The organism is Blautia sp. KLE_1732_HM_1032 (genome assembly GCF_025147905.1).
Lineage (GTDB): Bacteria > Bacillota > Clostridia > Lachnospirales > Lachnospiraceae > Blautia_A > Blautia_A fusiformis.
In genome coordinates this window covers 1,923,074-1,941,930 of sequence record NZ_CP102266.1, presented here as the reverse complement: position 1 = coordinate 1,941,930, position 18,857 = coordinate 1,923,074, and the positions used below count along the sequence as shown (strand labels likewise).

Sequence of the window (18,857 nt, the reverse complement as noted above, 5' to 3'; positions counted from 1 at the left end):
TTCTTTTTCATTGCTTTTTATGGTATAATAAGAGCAGTGAAAAAGGAGCAGAAAACATATGGCCGGTAATTCAAAAGATTCAAAAATCCTCGCGTACAAGGACCTGATCAACCAACTGAATAAGACGATTTCCACACAGACAGAACTGATCCAGTCTTTACAAAAAACATTGGAAGCAGACCGTCTGGAAAAAGAAAACCTTCGTCAGCAGATTGAATATCTCACGAAGAAGCTTTTTGGTACTTCCAGTGAAAAACGGAAAGATATCGATGGTCAGCTGAATCTTTTTGATGAAGCCGAGCAGGAAGCAGATCCGACATGGAAACAGGAACTTCCTGATGACATCACTGTTCCGGAACATAAGCGAAAAGCACGACGGACACATGCAGATCTCTTTAAAAATGTTCCTTCCTGCGACGAGATCATTTCTCTTCCGGAGGAGGAGCGGAACTGTCCAACCTGCGGAACACAGATGGAATGTATTGGGAAAGAATTCGTCCGCCATGAATTCCGGTTTACCCCTGCCAAAGGGAAAGTAGTAAATATCTATCGTGAAACCTATAAATGCCCGGAATGTGCCATATCAGAGGAACACCCGGATGATCAGACATTTGTCAAAGCGCCTGTCCAGGAACCATTGATCCCAGAAAGTTATGCATCGGAATCCGTTGTAGGATGGGCAATGCACCAGAAGTACCAGAATGGCCTGCCATTAAACCGGCAGGAATCGGAATGGAAGCAGCTGGGTGTCCCATTAAGCCGGGCTACGCTTGCTAACTGGATCATTTACTGTGCCGAGAATTACCTCTGTCATGTTTATGATTATTTTCACCGTCAGTTACGGATGCGTAAATATCTGATGGCAGATGAAACCCGGGTTCAGGTACTGAATGAGCCGGAGCGCAATCCTGAAACAGGTTCCTGGATGTGGCTCTTCCGCAGTGGAGAAGATGGGCTTCCGCCGATCCTGCTCTATCATTACACAGAGACAAGGGCAAAGTTCCATGCAGCATCTTTCTTGCAGGGGTTCAGCGGATATCTGGAGACTGATGGATACCAGGGTTATAACAATCTGCCGGATATCAAACGCTGCTCTTGCTGGGCACATGTGAGACGTTACTTCACAGATGCCATACCGAAAGGGAAAGAGTATGATTACAGCCTTCCGGCAGTGCAGGGAGTACAGTTCTGCTCCAAGCTGTTTGATTGTGAGCGGTACTCAAAAGCAAAAAATCATACTGCGGAGCAGAGAAAACAGTTCCGTCTTGAAAAGGAGAAGCCGATACTGGAGGCATTCTGGAATTGGCTGGATCAACAGCGTCCAAATAAGGGAACCCGTTTGGCGAAAGCGGTGAACTATGCCCAAAATCGGAAAGACACCCTGATGACCTATCTGGAAGACGGTCATTGCAGTTTATCCAATAATCTTAGCGAGAATGCAATCAGACCATTCACTGTTGGCCGGAAAAACTGGCTGTTCAGTGCCAGTCCGAAGGGAGCTGCCTCTAGCGCTATTGTGTATACAATGGTTGAGATGGCAAAAGCGAATGACCTGAATACCTACAAATATCTGACATACCTCTTATCACAGCGGCCAGACGCTAAAATGTCAGATGAACAGCTGGAACAGCTTGCCCCATGGAGCGAGACTGCGAAAGCGAACTGTCAAAACTAAACATAGAGTAAAACGCTTGCATCTATCATTTTGGTGCAAGCGTGATTCATGGGCAGCGTAGCAATATTTTGCGCTTACTGTGTATGTTCCGTCCAGATATGGAAAGAAGTCTTTGACCATTTTGACCGGCAACCGAAAAAAATCGAGACAAATGAGAACTATTCGATTGATGAAGATGCAAAGGAAATCTTGCGGGAGAAAAGCAAGAGGATGCTGGTTACAGAAGCAAAACGAATGGCAGTGTATTAAAATTAGGTGGATGTAATTGAGGAAAAAATATGATATCATGTTAGTAACAAAACGGAAATTATGGAGGGAATAGAGTGTGAAAAAATGCAAATATTGTGGCAAAAAACTCAATGATAATTTTGAATTTTGTAACAGTAAATGTGAAAATTGTTATGAAAAGATGATGGATAAAGACAGCCATAAAATCAAGTATTTTACATTAGGCATTATTTTGGGATTCTTAGTTATGTTTTATGGCATTATTTCTAACAATAATGTCTTTATAATAGGAATTGGGATTATAGTAATGGGTATAGATGTTGTTTTATTGCCATTTACAACTCCTGAAACAATTAATTTTCTAGGATATCAAAAGTCAAAATTCGCAGGAAGAATATCAGGCATATTGCTTATAGCAGTTGGAGTATGGATGTGTTTTATTCAATGATAAATCCCAGCCTGCAAAATTGAAAATAAATTGAAAGTCACGAAATCGGAGGAGTTAATGATTATGTGGAATGAATTAGGCTTAAGCGGGGGAACCGCAATTATTATTTTGATTGCGCTGTATTTCGTCATCAAATGGGCAGTGAAAAATGGAATCAAAGAAGCCTACAGTGCCATTACTGGAAAGAAAACGGAAGAAGATGTCAGAAACGAAAAAGAATTGAAAGAACTCGGATTTGAGTTAGAAGATAAATTCCAGTTGACCGAGCTATTTAGAGCGAATGATGCTTCTTGTCCAAAGAGCAAGAAAAGGTAGATTAGAAAGTGTTTTTTACAGGCAGGTGATTAGATGAATGATCAATTCTTACAAGGAGTAATATTCGATTGGAATAGAATTGATAACGATAGTTATTTAAATAGAATTAAGGCTTTTAAAGGGATTGAAAAACTTGTTTTCAATAAACCAATTACCTTTTTTGTCGTAGAAAATGGCAGTGGTAAATCGACTTTATTGGAGGCACTTGCTGTAGCACATGGTTTTAATCCAAGGGTGGAACAAAGAATTATGTTTTTTCTACGCATGATACACATTCAGAATTGTGTGATGCGATAAGAATTTCCAAAGGCTATCGGAAGGAAAAGTGGGGTTATTTTCTTAGGGCTGAAAGTTTTTATAATGTTGCGACGAAGGAAGAAGAATATGCGGATCTCACACATCCTTCCGCTAAATATCATGAAAAATCACATGGAGAGAGTTTTCTCGCATTGGCACAGAATAATCAGCGTCCAAATGGCTTGTATCTTTTTGACGAACCGGAAGCTGCATTATCCCCACAGAGACAGCTTACATTGTTGATGCAAATATATAGTTGTGCAAAAGAGGGAGCACAGTTTATTATAGTTACGCATTCGCCAATTTTGTTAGGAATACCTGATGCAGATATCTATTGTTTTGATGATGGACGAATACATTTATGCGAATATGAAGAAACAGAGCGCTATCGGGTAACAGAAATGTTCATAAACAACAGGCAGATGCTGTTGGATAAATTGCTAACAGATTAGACAAGAAAGGAATCGACGGATTCAAGTTTGTGAAATTAAGAAAATCTGGATTGTAGAGGAAAATATTACATGAAGAAATTAGTATTGGTATCATTAAAAACGTTTGCCTTTTTTGTAGGCTGGGCTATATGTGTTTCAATTTTGCCTATACCAGATACAAAAAGTGCGGCAGTCTGGAGATTTTGGGCAGAATTGATTCCATTATTGTCAGTTATTGGTTTTACAATTATTTTCTGGTTAATAGATAAAAGAAACATACGATTACATCTGACTGGAAAACCTGTTTATAATATCGTACTTGGGTGTATCACAGGAGCTATTTGGTTAGGAGTATCTGTTGTGATATTATCTTTAACAGGGGTCATACATATTGATGGCAGAAACCATATTTCTATGCTTTGGTTATGGTTATTTTCAGTTTTTATCAATAGCGTTATGCAGGAAGTGTTAGTTCGTGGTTACTTGTATCAGATGATAAAAAATAATTACAACATAGTTGTCGCTATCCTTATATCTACCGGATTATTTACATTTGCACATGGTGGGGCTTTTGAGGCAGGAGTACTTCCTGTACTAAACGTTATAACGATGAGTCTTTTCGTGACGGCAGTTTTGGAATATACGGAATCCTTAGTTGCTCCGATCGTAATCCATTTTTTATGGAATGGAGTTGGTGCAATTATTTTGGGTGGAGTATCATTAGCAGAAGATTATCCGCATTTGTTCAACATGGTAATTAGTGGAAATTCAATTTTGTCGGGTGGCAGCTGTAAAATTGAAGGTAGCATAGTTGTACTGTTTATGAACTTGATTTTAATGTTAGGATTCGTAATGGCAAAAAAGAAAAGAGACAAAAATCTATAATTTCAGTTTTATTGTACTTTTCTAATTCGAGACACACTGTGCCCTGAATTGAGCTGGTCACATTATCGTGCCCTGATACGTATAAATGATGCGAAAGCAAGAACAAATGCAATGTAGACTTGGGATATAAAAAACTATACTATAGAAAAGCGTTAGAGGTGGCAGCGGGAATGAAAAATAAAATTTTGGTGATAGAAGATGACCGTGCAATTTCAGAATTGCTGTGCATGAATCTGGAAGCGGCAGGATATGAGACTGTGGCAGCTTATGATGGGGAAGAAGCCCAGCGGCTGCTCTTATGGCATGAGGATGCAGATATGGCAGTGGTGGATATCATGCTGCCGGGAAAAGACGGATTTGCACTTATGGAGGATTTTAAAAAGAAAGATATTCCGGTGCTCTACCTGACTGCAAAGGATGATGTGGCTTCCAAGGTGAAGGGATTAAAGCTGGGTGCGGAAGATTATATGGTAAAACCTTTTGAGATGCTGGAACTTCTGGTACGCATTGAGAAGGTACTGGAGAGGACGGGACGGGCCAAGAAAGTCTTAACGGTCCGGAACATCCTAGTGGACATGCAAAGCCATCAGGTCTACAAAGACGGGCTTCCGGTAAGCCTAAAGCCAATGGAATATGACCTCTTTGTGCTGCTCCTGCAAAATAAGAATATTGCGCTTGGAAGGGAAGAACTGTTAAAACGGGTCTGGGGAGAAGACTACCTGGGAGAAAGCAGGACGGTGGATGTCCATATCGGACAGCTCAGAAAAAAGCTGGAACTTTATGATGAGATCAGGACGATCCCGAAACTTGGATACCGTCTGGAGGAATAAGGATGAAGCTGTGGAAACGAACGGTACTTCTTATGCTGGTAACGCTATTATGTGCCCTGATCCCAGTGGGAACGCTAAGTCTTTATATCACAGGAAAACGAAGCCTCAATAATGCTGCAGAGACCTACGGAAGACAGCTGGAAAATGGCAAGATACTCCTGGAACAATTTTGGGATAACAGCAAATATGAGCAGATGTCCGAGACTGGAAAGAAGGCCTATATGGGATTTCAATTTCAACGATGCTGTGGGTCCGGCATGGCGCTGATCGATAAGAAAAGTAGTACCGCTATTGAAAACCTGACAGATTATAAAGTGGTTGGGATTGAAAATCTGGGTCTGAAGAATGAAAAAGATCCATATGCCTATAAGATACAGAAACTGGGGAAGAAATACCTTCTTCTTCAAAAAGTAGCCTTATCTAAACCAGAAGGATACGAAGTCCTCTCCGTCCGGGAAGTCACAGGACTCTTCACAGAGCTGAGGCAGACCGCTATCTGGTTTGCCGGAATCTATCTGGCAGTGTTTCTGATGGCAGGACTTTTTATTTATATGATGATGAAAAGAACCGTGGAACAGATGGAGAAGCTACAGGAAGTGGCAGAGAAACAGGAGCTGCTCATGGGGGCACTTTCCCATGAAATGCGTACCCCGTTAACGTCCATTATCGGGTATTCGGATACCCTGCGCCATGTAAAGCTGAAAGATGAACAGAAAGACCGGGCACTGGAACATATCAACCGGGAGGGAAAGCGCCTGGAGGCTCTTTCTGGGAAGATGCTGCAGATGCTGGGGCTTTATCAGAACCATGCCATACAGATGGAAATGACCATGGCAGGTGACCTTTTAAACCATGTCATAGACATGGAAAAAGAACAGGCAGAAAAGAAAGCGGTGCACCTCAAGATGGAATGTGAAGCCTTTTCCATGAAAATGGATCCGGCCTTGATGGAAAGCCTTCTGATAAACCTGATCGACAATGCCCTAAAGGCTACGGATGCCGGTGGAAGCATTTGGGTAAAGGCTTATGAGAAAGCTGGAAAAAAGATCTTTGAGGTGTCGGATACCGGAATGGGGATCCCGGAGGAAGAAATGGGAAAGATCACAGATGCATTCTATATGGTGGACAAATCACGAAGCCGAAAAGAAGGCGGATCCGGACTTGGGCTGGCACTCTGTGTGAAGGTGGCTGAAATCCATGGCGGATGCTTGAAAATCGAAAGCAGACAGAGAGAGGGGACCACGGTAAGAGCCATCTTTTGATTTACAATTTGTTTACATCTTGATGAATACATCGGCAAAGCAATATGGTACTCTTTTCTCATAAGAAGAGGGTACCTTTTTTAATACCGAAAGGAAAGGATGGAAAAAGGATGAAGAAAATAAAAATGTTTATGGGAGCCGTTCTGTGTATGAATCTTTTGACATTATCCGGATGTGACCGTATTGTCCAGTCTGCTGTTGTGGAAGAAAAGGATCAGACAGAACAGAAAAAAGAAGAGAAAAAGGAGACAGTTCAGAAAATCGTTGCCGAACAGGTTCAGGCACCGGAAACATACCAGACAACAATCCAAGCAGATCTAAGATCAGCGGACCGGGAGGATAAAGAAACCCCGATGAATTTTACCCTGACAGCGGATGCACCGGTAAAAGTCCCGGATGTAGATGCAATCTGTTTAAAAAAAGTAAAAAGGGTGGCGATTCCTGAAGAAGAACAGAATAAAATAAAAGACACATTCGGAAAAGGACAGCCCATGCAGGAAGAGAAGAATGAGAACGAACAGGCGGGGACATATACAGTAGATGGACTGACCTATCGGTATTCTTATACACAGAGTGAGCAGGTATCGGATGTGGAGGAACTCGGATTTGGGATAGCGAAGTTTATCTTTGACGATTGTGGAGACATGACCCTGGAATCGAGTGAGAAAAAAGAAAGGGAAGAACGCTTTCAAAATTATATAAAGGCAGGAAGCGGGAAAGTATCTGAAAAGGAAGCAAAGGAGAAGGTTTCAGGTCTTGTGTCCGGAAACTGGGAGATATTTGAAAGTTCCTCAAAAGCACTTACTGAAGGAAGCACTACCTTGGAAAAAGATGATTTCATTTTTGAACGGATGATAGACGGGGTTCCGGTTAATTATGTGAGGGAAACCTCTCTGCCTGTTAATGAGCAGGCTCTTGAATGGGAAAACGAAGATGGAACACTTCATGAAGGACAGTCTGAAGGATGGGAAAATGAAGTACTGACGATGGACTTTTGCAGTGGGACACTTCAGAGTTTTCTGCACCGAAATCCCATAGAAGTATCGAATGCTTCCGATGAAAGGCTGTTCCTACTTCCTTTTGATGAGGTCAAGGATATCTTTGAAAAAACGATCACTTTGCAGGTCATGACAGAAGACAAGAATCGGCTGATCTCTGTCGATGGAGGAAGCCACTACCGTTATCCGTCCATTGATGCACAGAGTGCGGAGATAACCATAACAAAGGTACAGCTGGGTTATATGTGCATGCCAGACAGTGAAGGCAGCGATACCGAAGCAGTCCTGATCCCGGTGTGGGATTTTTATGGAACCTGGACATCCAAAGAGCCAGAGTATGAGTACGGAAATGGGGAGGATGGACCGGTCATGGGAGACGTGACGATGGATGATGCAGGCGTTCCACTCCTTACGATCGATGCACGGGATGGAAGCGTAATACAAAGGATTCAGGCTGGATGGGCGACTTCTATGGGATCCAAGGATATAAAATAGAGTGTGAATGAAAATGGTGATGAGAACCGTGTCCTTAATAAGAAAGAAACCATGCTGGCATCACAGAAGCAGGATGCAATGAAAGTAGCATTTAAAGACTGGATTTTTAAAGACCGGCAGAGACGAGAGAGGCTGGTAAAAGTGTACAATGAACGATTTAACAGCATCCGCCCCCGTGAATATGATGGCAGTCATTTAACTTTCCCAGGAATGAATCCGGAAATAGAGCTTCGTCCGCATCAGAAGCATTAGATTGCCAACCCGGAGATATTCTGGAATATGTAAAAAATGATAATGATTTGAAATGATATTTTCTATATTTCAAATGGATTGAAAAGGACTTAGATTTGATAATTTATCATAAGTCCTTTTTTCATACGCATAAATCAATCACTCCTTTCTGGGTATGAAAAAAGCAGTCAATCGTATAGACTAACCGCTTTTCTCCCTTAAGATGATTACATATTTGCAATCGCAAGTAAACTTAAAAAAATAACAATAAAAACCGTTCCAATAGTAGTAAGAACATTTATAATTTTAACTGCTATTACTTATATTTACTTTCATGCTAATGTGTATTATCATATTAGCATGAAAGGAGAGAATATATGACTCAATTTGAAAAATTAGATTTGTTATTGCGTGAATGTGGAGGGACAATTCAGACATTTCAAGTCCTAAATAATGGAATTAGTAAGTCTGTGTTTTATGCCTATGTGAAGGAACGAGGATTAGAGCAAGCTTCTCATGGTGTGTATGTATCACCTGATACGTGGACAGATGCGATGTTCCTTTTGCATTTGCGTTGTGGTCAAGCTGTATTTTCTCACGAAACTGCATCGTTTTTTCATGATTTAACGGACAGAGAGCCTTTGAAATACACCATAACAGTAAGAACTGGATATAATCCAAGCCGTTTGCAGGAAGACGGTTTTCAAGTGTATACAGTAAAAAAGGATTTACATGAAATAGGGATCACAACTATGCTGACATCATTTGGACATTCAGTTCCGGTTTATGATATGGAGAGAACGATTTGCGATCTGCTTCGCAGCAGGAAAAATATTGAAATGCAGGTCTTCCAAGATGCATTAAAGCAATATGCGAAACGTAAGGATAAAAACTTACGGATGCTTATGAAATACGCAGCTATGTTTCATGTTGAAAAGATACTAAGACCATATTTGGAGGTGTTACTTTAGATGATAACAACAGCAAGACAATTAAAGGATTTAATTCGTAATATGTCAAAAAAAAAATCCGCAGATGCACAGATTTTGATGCGGAATTATATGATGGAACGTTTTTTAGAACGAATTTCTTTATCAGAGTATAAAAACCAGTTTATATTAAAAGGTGGAATGCTGGTGGCGGCAATGGTTGGTCTGGATGCCAGAGCTACTATGGATCTGGATGCTACCATAAAAGGCACTAATGTTAGTGTGGAGGATGTAGAAATGATTATATCCCAAAGGAAGGAGTTGCATCATGAATAGGATTTTGATTATAGATGATGACAAAGCACTGTGTGAATTGATTAAACGTAGCGTACAAGCAGAAAACATAGAAGCTGATTTTTGTAATACCGGAAAAGAGGGTTTACAAAAATTAAGAGAGCAGGAATATCAGCTTGTAGTGCTGGATGTGATGATGCCCGGCATGGATGGTTTTGAAACGCTGGAAGAAATTCGCAAGGAGTACAGCTTACCGATTTTGATGTTTACATCTAAAAATGACAGCCTTTCTAAAGTACGAGGCTTACGGGCCGGAGCGGACGATTATCTTACAAAACCGTTTGATATGGATGAACTGATTGCCCGTATTGCGTCTCTTATACGCCGCTACACCCGTTTTAATCAGCAAGCCGGAGCCATACAAAAGCTAAATTTTAACGGACTGCAGATTGACCTTGAAAATCGTTCTGTTACTACATCAAACGGCACTTTTGAACTGCCCCCAAAGGAATTTGATTTACTCCTGTACTGTGCAAAGCATCAAGGAAAAATTTTGACAAAACAACAGATTTATGAGGAAGTTTGGGGCGAAGAATATTTCTATGATGACAGTAACATTATGGCGATTATCAGTCGGCTTCGTAAAAAATTAGAAGTCAATCCTTCAAGCCCAAAGTATATACAAACGGTTAAAGGGATTGGCTACCGGTTTAATAAGGAGGTGTAGTCAGTATGGAAATCATTGTATTCTTGTCCATTGTGATTGCTGTTGTAGCTGTATTGACTTCCATCGTTCTCGTTCAGCGTGTAAAAAAACAAATAGCAGAAATGGCCGATGTGCTGGTTGATGTGAAAAACGGAAATGGCAACCGGCGTATTCTATCTGCAACAAATGAACTGACAGCACCTCTTGCTTATGAAATCAACGAGATCGTTGTGGCCTATGAAAGCAGACTTTCAACTGTACGGCAGACGGAAGAAACCAACCGCCAGCTTATGACGAGCCTTTCCCATGATGTGCGAACGCCCCTTACTACTCTGATTGGGTATCTTGACGCTGCACACAAAGGACTGGTCACAGGAAAAGACCGGGATGATTATATTGAAACCGCCCGCCGGAAAGCCCATGATCTGAAAGAATATATTGATGTACTCTTTGACTGGTTCAAGTTAAATTCTAACGAGTTTGCTTTGGAGATCCAGAGCGTTGAAGCTGCAGAGCTGACAAGAAATATCCTAATCGACTGGATACCGATTTTTGAAGATAAGCAGGTCGATTATGACATTGATATTCCCGAACATCCTGTCCGGGTAAGATTGGATATGGACAGCTATATGAGGATCGTTAATAATCTCATTCAAAATGTAATCGCTCACAGCCATGCAGACAAAATCGAAATTGCCCTGTCAAAGAAGGAAAATAACATGGAGCTGCTGCTTGCGGATAATGGAGTGGGAATTGAGAAGGAAGATTTGAAACACATTTTTGAACGGCTCTATAAGTGTGACAAAGGACGGTCTGACAAAGGCAGCGGTCTTGGTCTTTCTATTGTCCATCAGCTTGTAGAAAAGATGGGTGGGAGCATAACAGTTGAAAGTGTACCGGGAAAAGGAACGGAATTTACTTTGCTTTTTCCTTTGGAAATTTAAGCGGGTTCCCGTCTTTATGGCGGGAGCCTTACTTATTTTCAGAAGTCTTTTAGAAAATGGCATGGGAACCTTCTCAATCCCCAAACGGATTGAGAAGTAGCGGAATAGGATTTACATTGCAATTCATTCCTTAATTGCAAGGTTAATGCAAGGTTGCGGCAAGGTTAATGCAAGGTTGGCATGATAGAATACCTTACAGAACAGGAGGTTTTGAATATGGATACAAATTATATCATTGAAACAAAAAATCTGACGAAGCAATACGGCTCACAAAAGAGTGTGGCTGACTTAAATATCCATGTGAAGCGTGGGAGAATTTACGGTCTGCTGGGCAGAAACGGAGCCGGAAAAACCACTACCATGAAAATACTGTTGGGCTTAACGAAGCCGACTTCCGGGGAGGTCAAAATCTGGGGAAAGTCTTTGAAAGGGAATGAAAAGAAGCTGTTGCCCCGTATCGGAAGCCTGATTGAGTCCCCAGGTTTTTATCCCAATCTGACCGGCACAGAGAACCTGCGTATCTTTGCTACTTTGCGGGGCGTACCAAACAATCATGCTATCAAAGATGCTCTGGATCTGGTAGGACTGCCCTACAAAGATAAAAAGCTCTTTTCACAGTATTCTCTTGGTATGAAGCAGCGGCTTGCCATCGCCCTTGCCGTTATGCACGATCCGGAGCTTTTGATTTTGGATGAGCCGATCAACGGCCTCGATCCCATCGGTATTGCAGAAGTACGCTCCTTTATTCGGGAGCTTTGCAACGCAAGAGGAAAAACTATTTTGATTTCCAGTCACATTCTTTCAGAGATTTCCTTGCTGGCTGACGATATTGGAATTATTGACCACGGTGCATTGCTGGAAGAAGAAAGCCTTGCTGAGCTGGAGCAAAAAAGCAGTAAACATATCCGTTTTACGCTCTCTGATACTGCACAGGCGGCAAGAATTTTGGAACTCAATTTCCATGAAAACCATTTCTCCATACAGGACGACCATAATCTGCGCCTGCACAACCTTGATCTACCTGTGGGGAAAATTGTAACTGCCTTTGTAGAAAATGGATTGGAGGTATCGGAGGCGCATACTTGTGAAGAAAGTCTTGAAGATTACTTCAAGCGTGTGACAGGGGGAGAAGGAATTGCTTAAACTAATCAAATGCGAATTTTTGAAATTGAAACGGAAGCCATTGGTATTTATTTCCCTACTGCTTTCTGTTTTCATGCCATTGGCTTATGCTTTCTTTCTGGCAGATGTAAACACTGATGTGGATGCTGTAAATGGAGTGATGTCCAGCCTATTCCAACTTAGTGCATATTTGTTTTTGATGCCACTTCTTGTGATACTGGCTTCGAATCTGTTGTTTGAGGAACTCGATAATGACACACTGAAAAACCTTGTTACCATACCGGTAAATAGAACCAAGCTAGTGCTGTCCAAAATGCTGGTTTTACTGTTGTTTGCCGTTGGCTTTATGGCAGTTGGAGGATTGGTAAACCTTGCGGTTTTGTTGTTTCAGGGTTGGGAGCCGGTTGGTTTTTTGACCTTGTTTGGCGTTGGGATTGAAGAAGGGTTGATTATGTGGGTTGGCGCACTTCCCTGCATTCTGCTCGTTATTCTTCTTAATAAAAACTATATCGTGTCTGTTGTGATTACCTTTTTCTATACGATTGCGAATTATATCCTTTCCATGAACGATATGTTTCTTACACAGCCTTTTGGTTTGAACATAGGAACCCTGTTCCCGGGACCGCTGGCCTTCCGCTGGACATTTCAATTTTATGACCAAAGCCAGACCAGTGCGGAGTTGGCAGATTTGTTGGAACGGGTCAGTCCGTATTTTCTGAATAGTGTTCAGGTATTTGGTGTGGTTATTGTAGAAGCCATTGTATTTCTTGCGCTGATTGCATTTGTTTACCGGCGTCAGGAAATCTAAGGGGGTGTGACTATGTGGAACTTATTAAAATCGGAATTATTGAAACTGCGCCGGTGCCAAATCCTTTTGGTAGGGTTGGTAGCGCTTGCACTTTGTCCTTTGGTGCAATATGGAAGCCAGTTAATTATGGAGGCGGAGTACCGAAATCCAAACTATGATTTTTCTGCACTATTTGAAAATGTTGTTTGGGGAAACACTCAGATATTCCTTCCAATTTCACTGGTAATGATCGGAGGATGGCTTATAGACAGAGAATCCACTCATGATACACTGAAAAACATCATGACAATTCCTGTTTCTATGCCGAAAATGTTGGGAGCTAAGTTACTTTTAGTCGGTATGCTTGCAGTTTTGCTGGGAATATACAGCGTTGGCATTACCTTGATTACTGGTTTGACGGTTGGATTATCGGGATTGACAGCGGAAGTGTTTTTTCATGGAGGTACGCAGATCGTGTTAGCAGCTCTGACGACCTATTTGGTCTGTATGCCGCTGATTCTGATTTTTGGGCATATCCGAGGGGCATATCTGGGCGGTTCCATTCTGGCGTTCTTTCTTGGATACAGCATGTTGTTTTTCAAAGGTGGTATCCTTGCCAGCATCTATCCGTTCTCTGCTGCGCTGATTTTAGTGGGATTTGACATGAGTGAATATGCCGGAACAACCACATCCTCAACCCCTTTGTTGGCGGTCATTGGGGTTGGCATCATGGTTCTCTGGGCGGTGCTGTTGTTACTGATGTCCAGTAACAAAAAAGAAATGAAATCCCGTAAACAGGCAAATGCCAAGGGAAAAGGAAAGCGTGCTGTACGCAGGAAAGGAAGGTGATAGCTGTGAAGAAAATAGTTTTATCATTATGCCTGATACTATTGGGTGCTTCTGTGCTTTCAGGTTGTACAAAAGACGAATTTCTCGATCAGTATAACAATATTGTTCAGTCTGCTGGTTCCATAGCGCTTACCGGAAATTCATCCTTACAAGGTACGAAAGAAAAAGGAATTGATGATTATACAGGAAGCTATACAGCCAACTATGAGGATTTTTCAGATACAGAGTATTTGTTCGGCGGAACTTCCATAAAGCGTGAAGCTGGTAAGGACCTGTCTATTGACTGCGCGCTGGAGGTTACGGAGGGAACTGCAAAAGTATTTTGGATTTCTGGAGCTGATGAAGCAGTCACTTTGTTTGAAACAACCGGAACATATAGTGACACAATTACACTTCCTGATGGTGGAAATTATATTGGCATTGAATGTGAGAATTTCACTGGAAACATTGAATTAAATATTGAATAATACTCTGCCGGACGACGGCAAAAGAAAAAAAGCCGTCGTAGAGCAGACAATTTGACACGCCCATTTGAAACGGCGGCTTTGATTTTCAGAGCCGCCGTTTCTTTGCGTTTACACAATCCTATGACGACTTGCAGGGACACGGTAGCCGATTGGAGGTTATTTTGCCGTGTCTCGTTTGCTTTTTCAAAGCTCGCATGATCTACATCAGTTAAAAAAGCATTGCTCCTCCCGGGCACGTATAACATTGCATCGGCATTATCGTTCCGTGTAATTCAGTACAATAATGGCTGTTCTTGGTGCCATTATTTCGGAGATACTCCAGTTGTCTGCTGCTACCGTTCCCCATCTCTGTTCGGTTCACCCTTTAACCACCCGTGAATCGAAATGGAGGTACATAATGAAGAAAGTCAATCTCCGGGATCTGTATCCCGATGTTTATAAAACCGATCACTTTGTAGAAGTAACAGAAGATGTGCTGGAGACGATCAGAGATTCTGAGCGTGCAGAAGCTGCCTATGATCGGAGGATGTATCATTATAAGGCGCATTACTCTCTGGATTGTGAGAATGGCATTGAAAATGCGATCCTGATGAAGCCCCAGACGCCGGAAATGCTCCTGGAGGAAAAGCAGCTGCGGGAGCAGCTCTACATCGCAGTGATGGCTCTGCCGGAGAAGCAGGCCAAGCGGATTTATGCCCGATACTACCTGGGAATGACGGTAAACGAAATTGCCGAAGTAGAAGGTGTAGACCCAAGCCGTGTCCGAGACAGTATCCGGCGTGGCTTAAAACAGCTCGGAAAATATTTTTGATAAAGTTTCATTTGATGCGCCTGTTTTTTGTCAGTGTTAATAAGAAGGTTATACCGATTTGAAGTGCGCTTATTAAGAAAACGCCAGATCCAGGGGCGTATCACCTCTGCATCTGGCGTTTTCTTATAGATTTGTACTTGCCTGTTTATCCAATATACGGGAATATTAAAGCAGCTTCACACCCTTTCGGGAAAACATTAGTAAGTTTGAAATTGCCGTTATGAGCTATGGCGACTTGTTGGACAATCAGAAATCCAAGCCCATGTCTTAAATCAAGCCGCTCATCTGTGCTTTCCATATAATGCGGTTTTTCTTCCAGCTCTTGCAGCTTTTCAGCAGACAGACCCGTTCCGTTATCCGTAACCGCCAAGATAAGATAGTTTTGCGATGTTGTAAGCGAAAGGCAGACTTCACAGCCCTGTGGGTTGTGTTTTATGCTGTTCTGGACAAGGTTGTTTACAGCTCGCGAAATCAATCTGGCATCACATTCCAACACAGCATTTTCGGCGTCAGGAGTGATCTTAATTCCGATGTTGTAGCTATCGGAAATTCCTGTATTCAACAGGTCTACTACATAGGATCGCAGTAGTTTGGATAAGCGAACCATCTCTTTATGAAGCGGCTGCATCTCATATTCCAACTGCGATACTAAATTCAAATCCTGCACCAGCTCTTTGATTTTTACACTTTGCTTCCGTACTATTTCCGCCTGTTCACGGATGCTCTTGCTGGCAGCTTTACTTTCTGCAATACGGCCCGCATACCCCATAATCATGGAGAGAGGTGTGCGGATGTCATGAGAGACCCCGCTGATCCAGTTGGCTCTGGCTTCGTTTTGCCTGCTTAATATCAGAGAGGCTTTATTTACGCTGTTCGCAATTTCGGATAACTCTCTATCAATATGGAGAGAAACGGGTTTGCCATCGGCCAATGTTTCAATGGCATCTACAATCGGTTCCGTGTTCTGGATGATCCTGCGTTTTGAAAAATAGTAGGCCAAAAACAGGCACAGCACATCCATACCCAACATTCCTATCACATAGAGGGGAATTTTCTGAATAGTCTCCATGGAATAGTAGTTGCTGGTGAGCTTCATATAGCTATTCTTTGGATACCCTAAAACTAACAATCCATCCTCTGTACTCCAGACAAAAACAGGATAATCCTCCAGATAGCCTTTGGAAAATAAAGCTACCTCTTGAATGCTGTAATGTTGCGGCACTTCTTGTGGCACATCGAGCCGCCAGAAGCATTCGCCCGTTGACGTTAGATACATGGCCCAGATATTGTACTGGCGCAATTTCTGCTCTGCGTAATCGGGCAAACCTTCTGTGGTAGCCGCAGTAGAGGTCAGCTCAAGCATGGCGCGCGGGGACGCTTCTCCGTAATCCTCTGAAACTGTGTGATAGAAAGTCACGCCATACAGAACGACATTGACAATTACCAGGATCAAAAGAAATGCAGCGAAAGACGCCAAGTGCTTTGAAATATAGGTTCCAAAAGATTTCATGGCGTCACTTCCTTGTAATCAGTTTATAACCCAGCCCCTTGATCGTAATCAGGGAAACGGGCTTTGAGGGATCGGCTTCAATTTTTTCCCGAATCCGCCGTACATGGGCATTCAGGCTATTTTCATAGCCGAAAGGATTGTCGCCCCATAATGCTTCACAAAGAGCGTCAACCGTAACGATCTTTCCCTCGTTGCGGGCCAGCGTTTCCAGCAGGGTATGCTCTTTTGCGGTCAGGGGGATAATCTCGCCGCCCTTGTTGACCTCTGCCCGGCTAAAATCAATCGTACATCCATCCAGGAAAACCCGCGGGCTGTCCTCTTTATAAGTTCGGCGCAAAACCGCATAGACACGCAGTAATAGCTCCTGCGGCATAAACGGCTTTGAAATATAATCGTCTGCTCCAAGGCCAAGACCGGCCAACTTGTCTGCTGCTTCGTCTTTTGCGGTCAGAAAGATGATTGGCACATTTGTAAAAGTGCGGAGCTGCTTCATCAGGGAAAAGCCGTCCCCATCTGGCAGCATGACATCCAAAACCATCAAGTCGGGTTTTTCTTTTTCTGCCGTTATTATAGCCTCTTTTACCGTTGCGGCAGTAAGTACCGTTTCAAAACCAGCATCGCTTAAAAAATCGGATACCATTTTCAGCAAATCTGGCTCATCGTCTACAAGCAAGAGCTTCTTCCGATGCAGAAAAGAGTTGTCCATAGCGTCACCTCCCGAAAGTATTATAACATAGGATTTCAAGTCTGCGGAGGGCATCCTCAAAAAGTAAGGTAAAAGTAAGGACGGGAGAATGTAGATGTCAGGTTGAAGTTGTACCATAGAAGCATCGAAAGGAGATGTTTCTATGGACTATATCATTACAACGGAACATTTGACCAAGAAATATAAGAACTTCACTTCGGTCAATCATGTTTCGCTTCATATTCGCAAGGGCAGCATTTATGGTTTTCTTGGCCCGAACGGGGCAGGCAAATCCACTACCATGAAAATGCTGTTGGGGTTGACCGCTCCCACAAAAGGCAGCTTTACCATTGATGGGAAACAGTTTCCGCAGGATCGGATTGCCATTCTCAAAGAGATCGGCTCTTTCATCGAAGCGCCGTCTTTCTACGCGAATCTCACCGGGCGGGAAAATCTTGACATTATCCGCCGCATTTTGGGACTGCCGAAAGCTGATGTGGAAGATGCTCTGGAACTGGTAGGGCTGACCGAGTTTGGCGACCGGCTGGCAAAACAGTATTCGCTGGGAATGAAGCAACGCTTGGGCCTTGCCGGGGCGCTCTTGGGGCGTCCGCCGATTCTGATTCTGGACGAACCCACAAACGGTCTTGACCCGTCTGGTATCCACGAAATCCGCAATCTGGTAAAATCCTTGCCCAGCCTTTACGACTGCACGGTGCTGATCTCGTCCCATATGCTGTCTGAAATCGAATTGATTGCAGATGACATTGGGATTCTCAACCACGGGCGGCTGCTGTTTGAGGGAAGCATGAATGATCTGCGTCAATACGCCCTGCAATCCGGCTTCGTTGCGGACAATCTGGAAGATGTGTTTCTTTCTATGGTTGAGAAAGATAACATGGACAGAAAGCAGAGGGCAAAATTATGAAAACGCTGGCAATCGAACTTCGGAAAGGAAAGCGAACCGGCGTGATTCCCGTGCTGCTGGCCGTTGGTGTCTTGGGAGCCGCCTACGCATTTGTCAATTTCATTGTGCGGAAAGACACACTTCTGAATTTGCCGCTGGCCCCGATGGATGTCTTGTTGACCCAGCTCTACGGCATGATTATGGTGCTGAATCTGTTCGGTATCGTGGTTGCTACCTGCATGATCTACAACATGGAATTTAAGGGAAGTGCCGTAAAGAAGATGTATATGCTTCCCGTCAGCGTCCCAGCCATGTATCTGTGCAAATTTCTGATTCTGACGGTCATGTTTTTGGTTGCAATCGTGCTGCAAAACCTGGCACTTGCACAGATTGAAATGACGGACTTGCCGGACGGAGCATTTGAGATGGGTACGCTGGTACGCTTTGCCGGATACTCTTTTCTCACATCCATGCCGGTACTGTCGTTTATGCTGTTGATTTCCTCGCGCTTTGAAAATATGTGGGTGCCGCTTGGAATTGGTGTTGCCGGTTTTCTGAGTGGTATGGCCCTTGCAAATTCGGGGCTGACGCTTTTGCTGGTGCATCCTTTTGTGATTATTCTGAAACCAGCAGTAGCCATGAGCGCCCAGCCTGATTCGACGGTTGCCCTTGTCGCTTTGGTGGAAACACTGTTGTTCCTTGCTGTGGGCTTGTGGCTGGCGAAGTACAGACGCTACGAGTAAGGAGGGAT

At 43.0% G+C, this 18,857-nt stretch carries 20 protein-coding genes and 3 pseudogenes; 21 read left to right on the top strand and 2 right to left on the bottom strand.

The genetic code is table 11. The annotated features are described in order from the left end of the window. Nucleotides 1-58: 58 nt before the first annotated feature. From NQ489_RS09300 to NQ489_RS09210, 19 genes and pseudogenes are all read left to right on the top strand, one after another. Nucleotides 59-1,675, top strand: coding sequence for an IS66-like element ISRgn2 family transposase (locus tag NQ489_RS09300; RefSeq protein WP_021650231.1), 1,617 nt, complete (start codon nucleotides 59-61; stop codon nucleotides 1,673-1,675). A 48-nt stretch (nucleotides 1,676-1,723) separates the two neighbouring features. Then, nucleotides 1,724-1,924 carry a hypothetical protein gene (locus NQ489_RS09295; protein ID WP_021651964.1) on the top strand — a complete coding sequence of 67 codons (201 nt, stop codon included), beginning with the start codon at nucleotides 1,724-1,726 and terminating at the stop codon, nucleotides 1,922-1,924. Between the two features lie 76 nt (nucleotides 1,925-2,000). Continuing rightward, complete coding sequence (locus NQ489_RS09290; RefSeq protein WP_021651963.1) at nucleotides 2,001-2,351, top strand: DUF2116 family Zn-ribbon domain-containing protein; 351 nt, start codon at nucleotides 2,001-2,003, stop codon at nucleotides 2,349-2,351. A 63-nt stretch (nucleotides 2,352-2,414) separates the two neighbouring features. After that, nucleotides 2,415-2,666, top strand: a complete 252-nt coding sequence (locus NQ489_RS09285) for a DUF6019 family protein (RefSeq protein WP_044961769.1) — start codon at nucleotides 2,415-2,417, stop codon at nucleotides 2,664-2,666. A gap of 33 nt (nucleotides 2,667-2,699) precedes the next feature. Further along, nucleotides 2,700-3,415 (top strand): annotated as a pseudogene (locus NQ489_RS09280) (AAA family ATPase). A gap of 69 nt (nucleotides 3,416-3,484) precedes the next feature. Further along, a complete protein-coding gene (locus tag NQ489_RS09275; RefSeq protein ID WP_021651959.1) occupies nucleotides 3,485-4,279 on the top strand; it encodes a CPBP family intramembrane glutamic endopeptidase in 795 nt (264 codons plus the stop codon). Nucleotides 4,280-4,449: 170 nt separating this feature from the next. Next, complete coding sequence (locus NQ489_RS09270; protein WP_044961767.1) at nucleotides 4,450-5,109, top strand: response regulator transcription factor; 660 nt, start codon at nucleotides 4,450-4,452, stop codon at nucleotides 5,107-5,109. Between the two features lie 2 nt (nucleotides 5,110-5,111). Continuing rightward, the gene (locus NQ489_RS09265; RefSeq protein WP_021651957.1) at nucleotides 5,112-6,371 is read left to right on the top strand and encodes a sensor histidine kinase; all 1,260 of its coding nucleotides are present in this window, start codon (nucleotides 5,112-5,114) and stop codon (nucleotides 6,369-6,371) included. 110 nt (nucleotides 6,372-6,481) lie between these two features. Then, entirely contained in the window at nucleotides 6,482-7,864 is a 1,383-nt protein-coding gene (locus NQ489_RS09260) for a DUF6034 family protein (protein WP_044961766.1), read from the top strand. Between the two features lie 3 nt (nucleotides 7,865-7,867). Then, nucleotides 7,868-8,113: pseudogene (locus NQ489_RS09255) on the top strand (hypothetical protein); the annotation flags it as partial. A gap of 359 nt (nucleotides 8,114-8,472) precedes the next feature. Further along, nucleotides 8,473-9,066, top strand: a complete 594-nt coding sequence (locus NQ489_RS09250) for a type IV toxin-antitoxin system AbiEi family antitoxin domain-containing protein (RefSeq protein ID WP_021651954.1) — start codon at nucleotides 8,473-8,475, stop codon at nucleotides 9,064-9,066. Continuing rightward, nucleotides 9,067-9,333: pseudogene (locus NQ489_RS09245) on the top strand (nucleotidyl transferase AbiEii/AbiGii toxin family protein); the annotation flags it as partial. It abuts the gene before it with no gap. A 19-nt stretch (nucleotides 9,334-9,352) separates the two neighbouring features. Further along, nucleotides 9,353-10,045 carry a response regulator transcription factor gene (locus NQ489_RS09240; protein WP_021651952.1) on the top strand — a complete coding sequence of 231 codons (693 nt, stop codon included), beginning with the start codon at nucleotides 9,353-9,355 and terminating at the stop codon, nucleotides 10,043-10,045. A gap of 5 nt (nucleotides 10,046-10,050) precedes the next feature. Continuing rightward, complete coding sequence (locus tag NQ489_RS09235) at nucleotides 10,051-10,968, top strand: sensor histidine kinase (RefSeq protein ID WP_021651951.1); 918 nt, start codon at nucleotides 10,051-10,053, stop codon at nucleotides 10,966-10,968. 216 nt (nucleotides 10,969-11,184) lie between these two features. Beyond that, nucleotides 11,185-12,111, top strand: coding sequence for an ABC transporter ATP-binding protein (locus tag NQ489_RS09230; protein WP_044961765.1), 927 nt, complete (start codon nucleotides 11,185-11,187; stop codon nucleotides 12,109-12,111). Further along, a complete protein-coding gene (locus tag NQ489_RS09225) occupies nucleotides 12,104-12,898 on the top strand; it encodes an ABC transporter permease (protein WP_021651949.1) in 795 nt (264 codons plus the stop codon). The genes NQ489_RS09230 and NQ489_RS09225 overlap by 8 nt, the downstream gene beginning before the upstream one ends. A gap of 12 nt (nucleotides 12,899-12,910) precedes the next feature. Then, nucleotides 12,911-13,726: an ABC transporter permease gene (locus tag NQ489_RS09220; RefSeq protein WP_021651948.1), complete on the top strand. Its 816-nt coding sequence runs from the start codon at nucleotides 12,911-12,913 to the stop codon at nucleotides 13,724-13,726. 5 nt (nucleotides 13,727-13,731) lie between these two features. After that, nucleotides 13,732-14,193 carry a hypothetical protein gene (locus NQ489_RS09215; RefSeq protein WP_044961764.1) on the top strand — a complete coding sequence of 154 codons (462 nt, stop codon included), beginning with the start codon at nucleotides 13,732-13,734 and terminating at the stop codon, nucleotides 14,191-14,193. Between the two features lie 397 nt (nucleotides 14,194-14,590). Further along, a complete protein-coding gene (locus NQ489_RS09210) occupies nucleotides 14,591-15,004 on the top strand; it encodes a sigma-70 family RNA polymerase sigma factor (RefSeq protein WP_044961763.1) in 414 nt (137 codons plus the stop codon). A 145-nt stretch (nucleotides 15,005-15,149) separates the two neighbouring features. On the opposite strand, the gene NQ489_RS09205 is transcribed toward NQ489_RS09210, so the two are convergent. Both NQ489_RS09205 and NQ489_RS09200 read right to left on the bottom strand, forming a co-directional pair. Beyond that, complete coding sequence (locus NQ489_RS09205) at nucleotides 15,150-16,514, bottom strand: sensor histidine kinase (RefSeq protein WP_021651944.1); 1,365 nt, start codon at nucleotides 16,512-16,514, stop codon at nucleotides 15,150-15,152. 4 nt (nucleotides 16,515-16,518) lie between these two features. Beyond that, the gene (locus tag NQ489_RS09200) at nucleotides 16,519-17,220 is read right to left on the bottom strand and encodes a response regulator transcription factor (RefSeq protein ID WP_044961761.1); all 702 of its coding nucleotides are present in this window, start codon (nucleotides 17,218-17,220) and stop codon (nucleotides 16,519-16,521) included. A 142-nt stretch (nucleotides 17,221-17,362) separates the two neighbouring features. Here NQ489_RS09200 and NQ489_RS09195 point away from each other — a divergent pair, with 142 nt between their 5' ends. Then, complete coding sequence (locus tag NQ489_RS09195; protein ID WP_118617161.1) at nucleotides 17,363-18,127, top strand: ABC transporter ATP-binding protein; 765 nt, start codon at nucleotides 17,363-17,365, stop codon at nucleotides 18,125-18,127. After that, nucleotides 18,124-18,849: an ABC transporter permease gene (locus NQ489_RS09190; protein WP_021653132.1), complete on the top strand. Its 726-nt coding sequence runs from the start codon at nucleotides 18,124-18,126 to the stop codon at nucleotides 18,847-18,849. The genes NQ489_RS09195 and NQ489_RS09190 overlap by 4 nt, the downstream gene beginning before the upstream one ends. Nucleotides 18,850-18,857 lie beyond the last annotated feature (8 nt).

What these genes read in the sequence shown, in the direction of transcription:
- NQ489_RS09300 (WP_021650231.1), top strand. Translation starts at nt 59, where the DNA reads ATGGCCGGTAATTCAAAAGATTCAAAAATCCTCGCGTACAAGGACCTG.
- NQ489_RS09295 (WP_021651964.1), top strand. Translation starts at nt 1,724, where the DNA reads ATGGGCAGCGTAGCAATATTTTGCGCTTACTGTGTATGTTCCGTCCAG.
- NQ489_RS09285 (WP_044961769.1), top strand. Translation starts at nt 2,415, where the DNA reads ATGTGGAATGAATTAGGCTTAAGCGGGGGAACCGCAATTATTATTTTG.
- NQ489_RS09275 (WP_021651959.1), top strand. Translation starts at nt 3,485, where the DNA reads ATGAAGAAATTAGTATTGGTATCATTAAAAACGTTTGCCTTTTTTGTA.
- NQ489_RS09270 (WP_044961767.1), top strand. Translation starts at nt 4,450, where the DNA reads ATGAAAAATAAAATTTTGGTGATAGAAGATGACCGTGCAATTTCAGAA.
- NQ489_RS09265 (WP_021651957.1), top strand. Translation starts at nt 5,112, where the DNA reads ATGAAGCTGTGGAAACGAACGGTACTTCTTATGCTGGTAACGCTATTA.
- NQ489_RS09260 (WP_044961766.1), top strand. Translation starts at nt 6,482, where the DNA reads ATGAAGAAAATAAAAATGTTTATGGGAGCCGTTCTGTGTATGAATCTT.
- NQ489_RS09250 (WP_021651954.1), top strand. Translation starts at nt 8,473, where the DNA reads ATGACTCAATTTGAAAAATTAGATTTGTTATTGCGTGAATGTGGAGGG.
- NQ489_RS09240 (WP_021651952.1), top strand. Translation starts at nt 9,353, where the DNA reads ATGAATAGGATTTTGATTATAGATGATGACAAAGCACTGTGTGAATTG.
- NQ489_RS09235 (WP_021651951.1), top strand. Translation starts at nt 10,051, where the DNA reads ATGGAAATCATTGTATTCTTGTCCATTGTGATTGCTGTTGTAGCTGTA.
- NQ489_RS09230 (WP_044961765.1), top strand. Translation starts at nt 11,185, where the DNA reads ATGGATACAAATTATATCATTGAAACAAAAAATCTGACGAAGCAATAC.
- NQ489_RS09220 (WP_021651948.1), top strand. Translation starts at nt 12,911, where the DNA reads ATGTGGAACTTATTAAAATCGGAATTATTGAAACTGCGCCGGTGCCAA.
- NQ489_RS09210 (WP_044961763.1), top strand. Translation starts at nt 14,591, where the DNA reads ATGAAGAAAGTCAATCTCCGGGATCTGTATCCCGATGTTTATAAAACC.
- NQ489_RS09205 (WP_021651944.1), bottom strand. Translation starts at nt 16,514, where the DNA reads ATGAAATCTTTTGGAACCTATATTTCAAAGCACTTGGCGTCTTTCGCT.
- NQ489_RS09200 (WP_044961761.1), bottom strand. Translation starts at nt 17,220, where the DNA reads ATGGACAACTCTTTTCTGCATCGGAAGAAGCTCTTGCTTGTAGACGAT.
- NQ489_RS09195 (WP_118617161.1), top strand. Translation starts at nt 17,363, where the DNA reads ATGGACTATATCATTACAACGGAACATTTGACCAAGAAATATAAGAAC.
- NQ489_RS09190 (WP_021653132.1), top strand. Translation starts at nt 18,124, where the DNA reads ATGAAAACGCTGGCAATCGAACTTCGGAAAGGAAAGCGAACCGGCGTG.